The organism is Mycobacterium shunyiense, from assembly GCF_058270075.1.
Genome location: NZ_JBZDPU010000005.1, coordinates 89,279 through 102,232 on the forward strand (window position 1 = coordinate 89,279; position 12,954 = coordinate 102,232).

Here is a 12,954-nt window from a genome sequence, read left to right on the forward strand (position 1 = left end):
GGGTTCATGGGATCCGGACCAGGGCTTCGGTGTCGAGGTGGACATCGGGCAGAACGTCGGGCCGGTAACTGGTGACGGTTCGGACATTGCAGAGCGGCAGCCACAGCCCGGTTTCGACGATGCGGCGTTGGATCGCATCCACGAGCTCGCGGCGGCCGTCTGGGTCCGCACAGATGAGCTGGGCGTCGAGCATGGAGTCCAGGTCATCTGGGGCGTTGCGGCGGTTCATGTTTCGCTGAGTCACGGCGAACTGATAGCGCAGCAGGTCGGGGTCGGCACCGGTGAAGTAGAAGAACCGGAAGTCGTAGTCGCCGGCCTCCTGGCGGCTTCGCAGTTCCGGGAAGTCGACGTCGGCGAGGACCAGCTCGATACCGTGTTCTCTCCACTGTGCGGCAACTGCGGTGAGGACGGCGGCGTCGACAGGGGAGAACGTGCTGTTGAACACCACGTCGAGCGAAAGCCGCTGCGCATCCGCGGTGGCGAGGAGTCGGCGCGCCGTCACCGGGTCGTAGGCCAACTCGGCGGAGCAGTCCCGGTACCCGTCGGTCGTCGGGGTCAGCACCGATGAGGCGACGGAGTATCCGTGGCCATCGAGGATCGGTCGCAGCGCGGAACGGTTGATCAGCAGCGACAGTGCTCGGCGCACAGCAGGATCGGTCAGCGGTCCACGGGAAGCGTTGGGACACAATCCGTAACTGATCCCCGGGTTGTGGATGTCGGCGAGGTGATGGCCGTCGATCGCGCCGGCGTACAGGTCGCCGGTATCGGTCTGCTCGAACATCAATCGGCGCGAGCCGTCGGTCAGCCCGCCCGTGACCGGGCGCCATCGGCCGGTGCCCAGACCCTGCGCGTTGCGGATCGCCAGATTGACAGTGGCCAGTGACCGCAGGAACGCCGCATTGTGACGCGCGAAGTGAAACGTTACGGTGTCGGTTCCCGCCTCGACTGATTGGAGCCCGGCGAGCATCGTCACCGCGGCAGGACGCGGTGGGACCTCCTGGAGCGCAGCGATACCGGCGAAGCTCTGCACGACGGCCTCCGGGGTCAGCGGTGTGCCGTCGGAGAAATGACGATCGGGGGCGATCGTCACCTGCAGGGTCAGCGGGTCGCGGTAGTGCCACGAGGTGGCCAGCCACGGCAGGAGCCTGCCGGTTCCCGGATCGGTGTCGAGGAGGCTGTCATAGATCAGCCGGCAGTAAGTTTTCGAGATGCTGTTGTAGGCCAGGCGCGGGTCGCTGGTGAGCTGATGGGTCGGCCAGCCGAACGTGAGGTCGCGCATCATCGCACCGGCGCCAATCTCGTTGCCTGCCATGCCGAACGGGCCGCGAGCGCCGCCACCACCCCGATCGCCGTCACCAGCACTGCCGCTCCGCTGAACAGTTCGGCGCCGAAACCGTCGATCATCGTCGCCCCGGTCGCCACTCCGATCGCCGCGCCCAACGCCCGAAGGTAGTGGTACAGGCTGGAATCGAAGGCCACCTGAGTCGAATTTGTCAGCACGTTGGCTGCCAACGAACTCCAGAGGAACCCCATCGCGCAACCCATCAACGCAGCGCTGCCCAGCGGCACGTGTCCGAACAGGCTCAGACCCGCCACGATCAGGAAGACCGAGCCTGTGCACACCAGCCGGGTGCTCTTCGAATTGTCTCCGGGCCTACCGGATCTCAGCATCGGGATCAGCCCGGCGAAGAACGCCATCGGCAACAGGAACAGTGCCGAGGCATAGGAATCCAGTCCACGAACCTGCTGCAGCACATACACCACGGAGAGGGTGAACACGTTGGTCGCGATGCCGGCCATGAACACCACGACCAGACTTCCCGACAGGACCCGGGTCTGGGACCGGCTGCGCAGAACGATCACGGCGATCCCGAGCAGGATCGCCACGATCAGCAATGCCACCTCGGCGTACACCGTGGTGGACCGACCGATCGTCAGGAAGACCGCGAGCTGAACCACCGCGAGCGCCACCAGCGGGGTCGCCACCCGTCCGGTCGTGGCGGTGTCATCGGTGTCTGGCGTGGCGGGTGCAATGGCCAACAGCGCCATCGCCGCGACGGTGGTCACCACGGTTTCGTAGGGGAACGAGCGCCAGCCCCACAGATCGTTGAACAGGGCGGTGATCAGCGGTGAGCACAGGGCTGAGGCCGAGACCACCAGGCCCCAGGTACCAAGGACCGCCGAGTGATGGTCGGGATAGAACTGAGCCCGGATGATCCGGAAGATCTGGGGTGCGAGCACCGCCGAGGCGATGCCCTGCAGGAAGCGCAACGCGATGAGGACCCAGAACTCGGGGCTGAGTCCGACGGCGATACCGAGGACCGCCAGGACCCCCGAACTGGCGAAGAACAGAGTCGTGGGTCGGTACCGGTGCGACAGCAGGCCCGCAGGCAGCAACGCCAGACAGAATCCGGCGAGGAACGCCACGCCGATATAGGCGGCCCGTGAGAACGGGATGCCGAAATACTCGGCAATCGCCGAGTTCAACAGCACAGCCGACGACGAATTGGAGTAGAGGGTGTATTCGGTCAGGTAGAGCGATGCCGCAACGGCATATAGGGACGGCTTCATGACGCCTCGAAGCTGATAGCAGGAGCAAATGGGCAGCGAAAGCTAACCCGAGATCCTCTTCAGCGGCGCCAGACGTGCTCGATTCCAGATCGAAGCCAGCAAACTGGGTGCGAACGCCGCGCCACGCGCGTCTGCTCGATCGAATCCGGCACCCATGGCCACCACTGTAACCGAGGTGCCGCGCGGACCCGCCCTACAGGCCTGTGCTCTTGCGGACCCGGTCGATCACTCCGCGCACCGCGCTCTCTGTTGCGGCCAACGGTGCCATCACGGCCTCGCCGATACCGACGATGACCTCGACGCGGTCCACGATCGACTCCAGGCGCTCGACCATACCGATGAGGCGAGGCGCGAGTTCGTCGATGCGGGTGATGGTTTCGTTGAAGCGGTCCAGCGTGGAATCCAGGCCGCCGGTGGACCTGTTCAGGTCGACCAGGGTGCTGCTGAGATCGGTGAGCAGGGTGTCTACCTGCTCGACGGTCATATCGGCATTGAGTGCGGCCTGCGTCAGCGTCCGGATGCGCTGCCGCCCGGAGTTCGGGCGGGCGCGGCCGTCCCCTTTGTCTGCCATGGCACACAGTATGGCCGCTGGGGAACCAAACGCGGGCCAACCGCGTCTGAATGGTTGTGCGGCAATTCTGCGAACAGCGAGTCCGGTCGGCGGTGGTGACCGACCGGGCCACGCCCAACCGTCAGGTGGCCGACTACGTGGCCGGCTATGCCGAGGCCCTGGCCGACCGAACCGCCGAGCGGAAGCGCAGCAACTCCGACGACTAGTCGACTGGCTCAGAGCTTGCTTGCGGCAGCCTCGTCGAGCAGCCACACCGTCCGGTCGCGACCGATCGCGCCTGCGGCGGGCACGTCGACCGGATCGGCGCCACCGAGCGCGGCGGCGACCGCATCGGCCTTGGCCTCGCCGGACACCACCAGCCACACCTCGCGGGAGTTGCGAATCGCGGGGAGTGTCAACGTGATACGTCGTGGCGGTGGCTTGGGGGAGTCGGGCACCCCCACCACCATGCGGTCGTTCTCACGCACCGCGGCAGTGTCGGGGAACAGTGAGTTGACATGTCCCTCGCCGCCCATGCCGAGCAGATGCACATCGAACTCAGGGCCGGGTGCGTCGAAGTTGGCGGCCAGCAGTTGTGCGTACCCGGCGGCGGCCGCGGTGAGATCGTCACCGAATTCGCCATCGCTGGCGGCCATCGCGTGCACGTTGACGTCCGAGATCCCGACATGGTCCAGCAGTGCCTCGCGGGCCTGCTTGTCGTTGCGCTCGTCGTCGTCCTGCGGCACGAAACGCTCGTCGCCCCAGTAGACGTGCACCTTTGACCAGTCGATCTCGCCGCTGCGCTCTCCGACCCGCTTGAGCAGGCCGATTCCCGTGCCTCCGCCGGTGAGCACGATGTTGGCATGACCTCGCTCGGAGATCGCCGACGTGATGGCTCCTACCAACCGGTCTCCGGCTGCGGTCACCAGCGCGTCGGTGTCGGCGTAACGCTCGATAACAGTGCTCATACGTATTGGACCTTGTCGATTCCCGTGAGTGCGTCGTAGTAGATTTCGTCGGCGTCGAGCCGGCGCAGATCCTCTGCCAGGCACTCCTTGGCTTCGCGGCGGGCCAAGGGCACCAATGCATCCGGCTTGCCGGTGCGGCTCAGTACCGCCGTGACGCCGGTCTGCGGCCGCGCCAGTGTCACGGTTTCACTGGGCCGGGTCAGCTCGACCTTCAAGTCACCTGTCGTCCGGGTCACTGGCCCGTCGATGCGGTTGGCCAGCCAGCCGGCCAGGATGTCGAGCGCGGGCTCGTCCTTGAGCCCGGACACGAGCGCCGAGGTGATGGGTTCGTGTGGCGGCTGATCGATCGCGGCGGCCAGCAAGGCGCGCCAGTAGGTGACGCGGCTCCAAGCGAGATCGGTGTCACCATCGGTGTAACCGTTGAGCCTGCTCTTGATGCAGGCCAGCGGATCAGAGCCATTCGTGGCGTCGGTGATCCGGCGAATCGCCAACTTGCCCAGCGGATCCTGTGCCGGGAAGGCGGGGGCGAGGTCGGGCCACCAGGTCACCACCGGCGTGTCCGGCAACAGGAACGGCGTCACGACACTGCTGGCGTGGTTGGCCAGCGGACCGGACAACCGCAGCACCACCACCTCGTTGGCGCCGGCATCGCGGCCCACCCGCAACTGGGCGTCCAGTCGGGCCTCCGTGGTCAAGCGATCGCCGGGGATGACCACGATCACCCGGCAGGGATGCTCACGGCTGGCCCAGTTGGCCGCCTCGATCGACTCCTCAAGCACCGCTTCGGTATCGGGGGCGATGACCAACGTCAGCACCCGGCCGAGGGTGATCGCACCGCCCTCTTCGCGCAGAGCGACGATCTTCTTGTTGATCGCCCCGGTATTGGTCTCGGGCAGATCGACAATCACGGCCGCCTCCATTCCCGGCCTGACCGGCGCAGCATCTCGAACGACGATTCGGGGCCCCAGGTTCCGGACTCGTAGGAATCGGGCTTACCGTGGGTAGCCCAGTACTCGAGTGCGGGATCCAGGATTTTCCAACACAATTCGACCTCGGCATTGACCGGGAACAGCGATGGCTCGCCCAGCAACACGTCGAGGATCAGGCGCTCGTAGGCTTCCGGCGACTCCTCGGCGAAGGCCGAACCGTAGGAGAAGTCCATGCTGACATCGCGGACCTCCATGATGTGGCCCGGGACCTTGGACCCGAACCGCAGCGTGATGCCTTCGTCCGGTTGGACCCGGATCACCAGCGCATTCTGGCCGAGCTCATCGGTCATCGTGGCATCGAAGGGCAGGTGCGGTGCCCGCTTGAAGAGCAGCGCGATCTCGGTGACCCTGCGGCCCAAGCGTTTTCCGGTGCGCAGATAGAACGGCACGCCCGCCCAGCGTCGGGTGTCCACGTCCAGTGTGATGGCTGCGAACGTCTCGGTGGTGGATGTCTTGGAGAAGCCTTCCTCGTCCAACAGCCCGACGACCTTCTCGCCGCCCTGCCAGCCCGCGGCGTACTGCCCCCGCGACGTGGTCTCGTCCAGCGGCTCGGCAAGCCGGGTGGCCGAGAGCACTTTGATCTTCTCGGCCTGCAGTTCGGCGGGGGAGAAGCTCACCGGCTCTTCCATCGCCGTCAGTGCCAGCAGCTGCAGCAGATGGTTCTGGATGACGTCGCGGGCGGCGCCGACTCCGTCGTAGTAGCCGCCCCGCCCGCCGAGCCCGATGTCCTCGGCCATGGTGATCTGGACACTGTCGACGTAGTGGGAGTTCAGCACCGGCTCGAACATCTCGTTGGCGAAGCGCAGTGCCAGGAGGTTCTGGACGGTTTCCTTGCCCAGGTAGTGGTCGATGCGGAACACCGACGACTCCGGGAACACGCTGTTGACCACAGCGTTGAGTTCCTCGGCGCTCTTGAGGTCGTGACCGAACGGCTTCTCGATGACCACCCGGCTCCAGCTGCCCTCCGGCTTGTCGGCCAGCCCGGATTTGCTCAGCTGCTCGCAGACCTGGGGGAACGCCTTCGGCGGAATCGACAGGTAGAACGCGTGATTGCCGCTGGTGCCGCGCTCGACGTCGAGTTTGTGCAGGGTGTCCTTGAGCCGTTCGAACGACTCGTCGTCGTCGAATGTGCCCTGCACGAACCGGAATCCCTCCGCCAGGCGGTCCCAGACCTCCTGGCGGAAGGGAGTGCGGGCGTGCTGCTTGACCGCGTCGAAGACGATCTTGCCGAAATCCTCGTCCGCCCAGTCGCGGCGGGCGAAGCCCACCAGCGCGAAGCTGGGTGGCAGCAGACCGCGGTTGGCCAGGTCATAGATGGCCGGCATCAACTTCTTGCGGGCCAGATCGCCGGTCACACCGAAGATCACCACCGCACACGGGCCCGCGATGCGGGGCATGCGCTTGTCGCGCTTGTCCCGCAACGGGTTACGCCAGGCGGTCTCCGGCCTGTCGTTGAGCGGGCTCATTTCTTGGCGGCGTCGAGTTGGCCCTGTGTCGCGTCGAGCAGTTCCTGCCACGACTTTTCGAACTTGTCCACACCCTCGTCCTCGAGCACCTTGAACACATCGACCAGGTCGATGCCGACGGCGCTGAGCTTGTCGAAGATCTCCTGCGACGCCGCAGCGGTCCCGGTGATGGTGTCCCCGGTGATCTTGCCGTGGTCGGCGAACGCTTCCAGCGTCTTCTCCGGCAACGTGTTCACCGTGTGCGGCGCAACCAGTTCGGTGACGTAGAGGGTGTCCGAGTAGTCCGGATTCTTGACACCGGTGGAAGCCCAGAGCACGCGCTGCACCCGGGCGCCGTTGTCCTTGAGCGCCGCGAAGCGCTCCCCGCCGAAGACTTCCTCGTAGGCGGCGTAGGCGAGCCGCGAGTTCGCCACACCGGCCTTGCCGCGCAGGGCCAGTGCATCCTCGGAGCCGAGCTTCTCCAGCCGGTTGTCGATCTCGGTGTCCACGCGGGACACGAAGAACGAAGCGACGGAGTGGATCTTGGACAGATCGTGGCCGGCCTCGCGGGCCTTCTCCAGCCCGGACAGGTAGGCGTCCATCACTGCCCGGTGCCGCTCCACCGAGAAGATCAGCGTGACGTTGACCGAGATGCCCTCGGCGATCACCGCGGTGATCGCGGGCAGCCCCGCCAGCGTGGCCGGGATCTTGATCAGCAGGTTCGGGCGGTCGACGGTCTTCCACAGGTCGATGGCCTGCAGGATCGTCTTGTCGGTTTCGTGGGCCAGCCGCGGGTCCACCTCGATGGATACCCGGCCGTCGACCCCGTCGGAGGCCTCGTACTGCTTGGCCAGGACATCGCAGGCGTTGCGGACGTCGTCGGTGGTCACCGTGCGGATGGTGTCGTCCACGTCGGCTCCCTGCTTGGCGAGCTCGGCGACCTGGGCGTCATACGCGGTGCCCTTCGACAGCGCGGCCTGGAAGATCGACGGGTTGGTGGTGACGCCCACGACGCTGCGGGTATCGATCAGATTCTGCAGATTGCCGGTCTGCAACCGCTCGCGCGACAAATCGTCGAGCCAGACGGATACACCCGCGGCGCTCAGCGCCGCGAGATTCGGGTTCTGAGTCATGTTCGCCTTCTCCTGCCAGTCGTGAAGTTAGTTGTCGCGACCGCGGTGCGGTCAGTTGTCCAGCGATCGTTCCGCCGCGGCCGCCACGGCCTCGGCGGTGAAACCGAACTCACGGAACAGCGTCTTGTCGTCGGCAGAGGCACCGTAGTGCTCGATCGAGACGATCTCGCCGGTGTCTCCGACCAGCTTGTACCAACTCTGCGCCACTGCGGCCTCGACCGCCACCCGGGCCGAAACCGCCGGCGGCAGCACCGAATCGCGGTACTCCTTGGGCTGGGATTCGAACCACTCGACACACGGCATCGACACCACGCTCGCGTTGATGTCCTTGTCCGCCAACAGCTTCTGTGCTGCGACGGCGAGCTGCAGCTCGGAGCCCGTGCCGATGATCACCACGTCGGGATTCTCCTCCGGGGTGCCGCCCAGCACGTAGCCGCCGCGGGCCACGCCTTCGGCGCTGGTGCCTTCGATCACAGGTACACCCTGGCGGGTCAGGATCAGGCCCACGGGGCCGGTGCTGGCGGTGCGCTCCAGCACGGTCTTCCAGGCGTAGGCGGTCTCGTTCGGGTCGCCCGGACGCACCACCGACAGATTCGGGATCGCCCGCAGCGCCGCCAGGTGTTCGATCGGCTGGTGCGTCGGGCCGTCCTCGCCGAGGCCGATCGAATCGTGTGTCCAGACGTAGATCGGATCGATGTTCATCAACGAGGCCAAACGCACGGCCGGCCGCATGTAATCCGAGAACTGGAGGAACGTTCCGCCGTAGGGCCGGGTCGGGCCGTGCAGCACGATGCCGGACAGGATCGCGCCCATCGCGTGCTCGCGGATACCGAAGTGCAGGGTGCGCCCGTACCAGGTCGCGTTCCAGTCCTCGGTCGAGATCGACGGCGGCCCGAACGAATTGGCACCCTTGATCGTGGTGTTGTTGCTGCCGGCGAGATCGGCCGAACCACCCCACAACTCGGGCAGCGTCTGTCCGACGGCGGCCAGCACGGCACCGGAGGCGGCGCGGGTGGCCACGGGCTTGGAGTCCAGGTCCCAGTGCGGCAGGTCGGCGTCCCAGCCCTCGGGAAGCTCCTTGGCCTGCAGCCGGTCGAGCAGGGCCTTGCGCTCGGGCTCCCGCTTGGCCCAGGCGTCGAACGACACCTGCCATTCGTCGTGGACCTGCTTGCCGCGGGTCACCAGTTCACGGGTGTGGGCGATGACGTCGTCGCGCACCTCGAAGCTCTTGTCCGGGTCGAACCCGAGGACCTTCTTGGTGGCGGCCACCTCGTCGGCGCCCAGCGCCGAGCCGTGCACGCCACCGGTGTTCATCTTGGTGGGGGCGGGGTAGCCGATGATGGTGCGCAACGCGATGAACGACGGCTTGTCGGTCACCTTCTTGGCCTCGGCGATGGCCTGCTCGATACCGACTACATTCTCGCCGCCCTCGACTTCCTGGACGTGCCAGCCGTAGGCGCGGTACCGCGCGGGGACATCCTCGCTCAGCGCGATGTCGGTGTTGTGCTCGATGGAGATCTTGTTGTCGTCCCAGAACACGATGAGGTTGCCGAGCTGCTGGGTGCCCGCGAGCGACGACGCTTCGCTGGTGACGCCCTCTTCCATGTCGCCGTCAGAGGCCACCACATAGATGTAGTGGTCGAAGGGGCTCTCGCCCGGGGCGGTGTCCGGATCGAACAGGCCGCGCTCGTAACGGGCGGCCATCGCCATACCGACGGCCGAGGCCAGGCCCTGGCCCAGCGGGCCGGTGGTGATCTCCACACCCTTGGTGTGGTGGTACTCGGGATGGCCGGGGGTCAGCGAGCCCCAGGTGCGCAGCGCCTCGATGTCGGCCAGTTCGAGGCCGAAACCGCCGAGGTAGAGCTGGAGGTACAGGGTGAGGCTGGAGTGCCCACAGGACAGTACGAAGCGGTCCCGACCGATCCACTCGGTGTCGCTGGGATCGTGCCGGAGCTGCCGCTGGAACAGCGTGTAGGCCAGCGGTGCCAGGCTCATCGCGGTTCCCGGGTGGCCGTTGCCGACCTTCTGCACCGCGTCAGCCGCGAGCACCCGGACGGTGTCGACGGCAACGCTGTCGACTTCGGTCCAGTCATCTGGGTGGTTGGGCTGGGTGAGAGCGGTGATCTCTTCGGCGGTGGTCACTAAGCTCACTTCCTCGTCTTCTATCTGCCGGCACGTGCGCGCAGTTGCCATGCTGCTACGACAAACACCCTAGTGGGGCGGAGTCATCCGATGCAGACTGGTTGGCGCACCGATACCCGCTCGTTTACCCGGTTGTTGCCCCGAACAGACCCTGCGGTGCCGAGGCGTTCGGGCGGCGGTCTACCATCGTGTGTAGTAGAAGCCGCGTGACGCCACCCGAGGAGTTATTTGCGTGAGCATTCGCGAGCGCCGGCTCATCAATGGGGCGCCGAGCCGAGTACGGTCCACCTTCCTGTCGTATTTGGCGTTGACCAAGCCGCGTGTGATCGAGTTGTTGCTGGTCACCACCATTCCGGCCATGTTGCTGGCCGAACGGGGCACGGTTGACCCGCTGCTGATCCTCAACACCCTGATCGGCGGCATGCTTGCCGCGGCAGGCGCCAACACGCTCAACTGTGTGGCCGACGCCGACATCGACAAGGTGATGAAGCGCACCGCCCGCCGCCCGTTGGCTCAGGCCTCCGTGCCGACGCGGCATGCACTGATCTTCGGGTTGGTGCTGTCGGTGACGTCGTTCTGCTGGCTGACCTGGACGTCGAACCTGCTGTCCGGGGTGCTGGCCGTGGCCACCATCGCGTTCTACGTCTTCGTCTACACCCTGCTGCTCAAACGCCGCACCTCCCAGAACGTGGTGTGGGGCGGAGCGGCCGGTTGCATGCCGGTGATGATCGGTTGGTCCGCGGTGACCGGCACCATCCAGTGGCCGGCGGTGGTGATGTTCCTGATCATCTTCTTCTGGACACCGCCGCACACGTGGGCACTCGCGATGCGTTACAAGGACGACTACAAGGCGGCCGGCGTGCCGATGTTGCCCGCCGTGGCCACCGAGCGTCAGGTCACCCGCCAGATCCTGATCTACACCTGGTTGACGGTCCTCACCACGCTGGCGCTGGCGCTGGCCACCGGATGGCTGTACGGCGCTGTTGCCCTACTGGCGGGCGCCTGGTTCCTGGTGATGGCGCACCAACTGTACTCCGGGGTGAAGCGCGGTGAGCCGGTGAAGCCGCTGCGGTTGTTCCTGCAGTCGAACAACTACCTGGCTGTCGTGTTCTGTGCATTGGCCATCGACTCGGCGCTGGCGCTGCCGACGCTCTTCGGTCACTAGGTCGACGAACCCGCGGTCCGCACCTGCGGGGTGTGGCAGCGTTGTGGCATGACCGAATCGGTGAGTCCCGACAACTTCGCACGTGCCGAATCCGACCTGTACTTCGCCAGTATCGTCAACGACGGCGGTTTCGGGCAGTTCTTCCACAACCGTGAGATGAGCTCGATCGAGCATCAGATCGTCATCCGGCAGAACCGCGACACCCTGTACTCCGCGGCGGTCTTCGATCTCGATGCCGGGCCGGTCACCATCACGCTGCCCGAGTGCGCCGGCCGGTTCATGTCCCTGCAGATCATCAGCGAGGACCACTACACCACCAACGTCGTCTACGCGCCTGCCGAGCTGACGTTCAGTCGCGATTCCGTCGATAGCCGCTATGCGGCAGCGGCAGTACGCATCCTGGCCGATCCCGCCGACGCAGCGGACCTTGCCGCGGTGCATGCGCTGCAGGACGCGATCGTGGTCTCACAGGACGATGCGCCGGGATTGTTCGAGGTTCCGCCGTGGGATCCGGTCAGTCAGAAGACAGTTCGGGACGCACTCATCAGCCTGTCGACCACTCTTGCCGACACCCGATCAATGTTCGGTCCAAGGTATGAGGTGGAGCCGGTGCGTCACCTGATCGGCTCGGCGTTCGCCTGGGGCGGCAACCCGGAACGCGATGCGCTGTATCTCACCGTGGTGCCACCGGCGAACGACGGCGCCACAGTGCACCGGCTGACCGTGAAAGACGTCCCGGTCGACGGGTTCTGGTCCATCACGGTCTACAACAAGGACGGCTACCTCACGTCGAATGCGCAGAACGCCTATTCGGTGAACAACGTCACCGCCGTCAAGGACGACGACGGCGCCACCACGGTGCAGTTCGGCGGCAGTGACGAAGGCGGCGCGGTGGCCAACCTGCTGCCCGTCACCGAGGGCTGGAATTACCTCGTGCGGTTGTACCGGCCGAGGCCCGAGATCCTCGACGGATCCTGGACGTTCCCCGCCGCGCAGCCGGTCTAGGGGACCAGCACGACCGAGCCGACGGTCTTGCGGCCCTGCAGGTCGGTGTGGGCCCGGGCGGCCTCGGCCAGCGGGTAGCGCCCGCCGACGGTGATGGTGATCGACCCGTCTGCGATCGCATTGATCAATTCACCTGCACGCCAGGAGAATTCGTCGGGCGTGCGAGTGTGGTGGGCCAGCGTCGGCCGGGTCAGGAACACCGAGCCCGCCGCGTTGAGCCGTTGCGGGTCCACCGGTGGCACCGGCCCGCTGGCCGCGCCGAACAGCGCCAGCGTGCCCCGCACCGCGAGGCTGTCCAGGCTGGCGTCGAACGTCGACGCACCGACCCCGTCATATACGGCGGCGACCCCCGCCCCGCCGGTGAGATCACGGATCTTGTCTCCGAACTCGGTCGGGTCCTCGGGGTATTCGAGGACCTCGATCGCGCCGGCCTGCCGGGACAGTTCGGCCTTCTCCGGAGTCGAGGCGGTAGTGATCACCCGGGTGCCGATGCTGGTGGCCCACTGGGTGAGGATCAGGCCGACGCCGCCTGCCCCGGCATGCACCAGCACGGTGTCGTTCGGCTGCACCGGATAGGTGGACTTGATCAGGTAGTGCGCGGTCATGCCCTTCAGCAGAGCCGAGGCGATTGCGTCGGGAGCCACCCCTTCAGGCACATACGCGACGAAATCAGCTGGGGCAATACAGAAGTCGGCGTAGGCGCCGATCGCATTGGCGGTGACCACGCGGTCACCGACAGCCAGCGCGGCCACGTCGTCGCCGACGGCGGCGACCGTGCCGCAGACTTCGGACCCGACGACGAAGGGCAGGTCACGCGGATACAACCCGGATCGGAAGTAGGTGTCGATGAAGTTGACGCCGATGGCCTCGGCCTTGATCAGGACCTCGCCGGGCCCCGGGGCGGGCTCGGGCCGTTCGACGTAGCTCAGGACTTCGGGTCCGCCGGTCTCGGCAACTTCGATGGCATACACGCCATCCATCATCCA

12 protein-coding genes are annotated in these 12,954 nt (G+C 66.2%); 3 read left to right on the forward strand and 9 right to left on the reverse strand.

Going from position 1 to position 12,954, the window contains the following annotated elements; all coding sequences use genetic code 11:
• Positions 1–4 precede the first annotated feature (4 nt).
• The 3 genes from AC4ELH_RS02935 to AC4ELH_RS02945 form a co-directional block, all read right to left on the reverse strand.
• The gene (locus tag AC4ELH_RS02935; RefSeq protein ID WP_498883208.1) at positions 5–1,279 is read right to left on the reverse strand and encodes an ABC transporter substrate-binding protein; all 1,275 of its coding nucleotides are present in this window, start codon (positions 1,277–1,279) and stop codon (positions 5–7) included.
• Entirely contained in the window at positions 1,279–2,571 is a 1,293-nt protein-coding gene (locus AC4ELH_RS02940) for an MFS transporter (protein ID WP_498883209.1), read from the reverse strand. The genes AC4ELH_RS02935 and AC4ELH_RS02940 overlap by 1 nt, the downstream gene beginning before the upstream one ends.
• 193 nt (positions 2,572–2,764) lie before the next feature.
• On the reverse strand, positions 2,765–3,142 hold the full coding sequence (locus AC4ELH_RS02945) for an ATPase (RefSeq protein WP_498883210.1): 378 nt from the start codon (positions 3,140–3,142) through the stop codon (positions 2,765–2,767).
• A 50-nt stretch (positions 3,143–3,192) separates the two neighbouring features.
• Here AC4ELH_RS02945 and AC4ELH_RS02950 point away from each other — a divergent pair, with 50 nt between their 5' ends.
• Entirely contained in the window at positions 3,193–3,348 is a 156-nt protein-coding gene (locus tag AC4ELH_RS02950; RefSeq protein WP_498883211.1) for a hypothetical protein, read from the forward strand.
• Positions 3,349–3,357: 9 nt separating this feature from the next.
• Here AC4ELH_RS02950 and pgl read toward each other — a convergent pair whose 3' ends face one another.
• From pgl to tkt, 5 genes are read right to left on the reverse strand one after another with little or no spacing between them, the layout of a single operon-like run.
• Positions 3,358–4,089 (reverse strand): 6-phosphogluconolactonase, encoded by a 732-nt coding sequence (gene pgl / locus AC4ELH_RS02955; RefSeq protein WP_498883212.1) that lies wholly within the window; start codon positions 4,087–4,089, stop codon positions 3,358–3,360.
• The gene (opcA, locus tag AC4ELH_RS02960; protein WP_064886541.1) at positions 4,086–4,997 is read right to left on the reverse strand and encodes a glucose-6-phosphate dehydrogenase assembly protein OpcA; all 912 of its coding nucleotides are present in this window, start codon (positions 4,995–4,997) and stop codon (positions 4,086–4,088) included. The genes pgl and opcA overlap by 4 nt, the downstream gene beginning before the upstream one ends.
• Positions 4,994–6,544 (reverse strand): glucose-6-phosphate dehydrogenase, encoded by a 1,551-nt coding sequence (gene zwf / locus AC4ELH_RS02965; protein WP_055113699.1) that lies wholly within the window; start codon positions 6,542–6,544, stop codon positions 4,994–4,996. Before zwf ends, opcA begins: the two co-directional genes overlap by 4 nt.
• The gene (gene tal / locus AC4ELH_RS02970; protein ID WP_064960567.1) at positions 6,541–7,656 is read right to left on the reverse strand and encodes a transaldolase; all 1,116 of its coding nucleotides are present in this window, start codon (positions 7,654–7,656) and stop codon (positions 6,541–6,543) included. The genes zwf and tal overlap by 4 nt, the downstream gene beginning before the upstream one ends.
• A gap of 51 nt (positions 7,657–7,707) precedes the next feature.
• A complete protein-coding gene (gene tkt / locus AC4ELH_RS02975) occupies positions 7,708–9,798 on the reverse strand; it encodes a transketolase (RefSeq protein WP_448447813.1) in 2,091 nt (696 codons plus the stop codon).
• Positions 9,799–10,030: 232 nt separating this feature from the next.
• On the opposite strand from tkt, the gene AC4ELH_RS02980 reads away from it, so the two are divergent.
• Together AC4ELH_RS02980 and AC4ELH_RS02985 are read left to right on the forward strand one after the other, a co-directional pair.
• Positions 10,031–10,963 carry a heme o synthase gene (locus AC4ELH_RS02980; RefSeq protein WP_055113706.1) on the forward strand — a complete coding sequence of 311 codons (933 nt, stop codon included), beginning with the start codon at positions 10,031–10,033 and terminating at the stop codon, positions 10,961–10,963.
• A gap of 60 nt (positions 10,964–11,023) precedes the next feature.
• Positions 11,024–11,968 carry a DUF1214 domain-containing protein gene (locus AC4ELH_RS02985; RefSeq protein ID WP_448447811.1) on the forward strand — a complete coding sequence of 315 codons (945 nt, stop codon included), beginning with the start codon at positions 11,024–11,026 and terminating at the stop codon, positions 11,966–11,968.
• Here AC4ELH_RS02985 and AC4ELH_RS02990 read toward each other — a convergent pair.
• Positions 11,965–12,939, reverse strand: coding sequence for a quinone oxidoreductase family protein (locus AC4ELH_RS02990; RefSeq protein WP_064886540.1), 975 nt, complete (start codon positions 12,937–12,939; stop codon positions 11,965–11,967). The two genes, AC4ELH_RS02985 and AC4ELH_RS02990, sit on opposite strands and share 4 nt — an antisense overlap.
• Positions 12,940–12,954: the final 15 nt, after the last annotated feature.

Coding starts and splice junctions, on each gene's coding strand:
- AC4ELH_RS02935 (WP_498883208.1), bottom strand. CDS start 1,279: ATGCGCGACCTCACGTTCGGCTGGCCGACCCATCAGCTCACCAGCGAC.
- AC4ELH_RS02940 (WP_498883209.1), bottom strand. CDS start 2,571: ATGAAGCCGTCCCTATATGCCGTTGCGGCATCGCTCTACCTGACCGAA.
- AC4ELH_RS02945 (WP_498883210.1), bottom strand. CDS start 3,142: ATGGCAGACAAAGGGGACGGCCGCGCCCGCCCGAACTCCGGGCGGCAG.
- AC4ELH_RS02950 (WP_498883211.1), top strand. CDS start 3,193: ATGGTTGTGCGGCAATTCTGCGAACAGCGAGTCCGGTCGGCGGTGGTG.
- pgl (WP_498883212.1), bottom strand. CDS start 4,089: ATGAGCACTGTTATCGAGCGTTACGCCGACACCGACGCGCTGGTGACC.
- zwf (WP_055113699.1), bottom strand. CDS start 6,544: ATGAGCCCGCTCAACGACAGGCCGGAGACCGCCTGGCGTAACCCGTTG.
- tal (WP_064960567.1), bottom strand. CDS start 7,656: ATGACTCAGAACCCGAATCTCGCGGCGCTGAGCGCCGCGGGTGTATCC.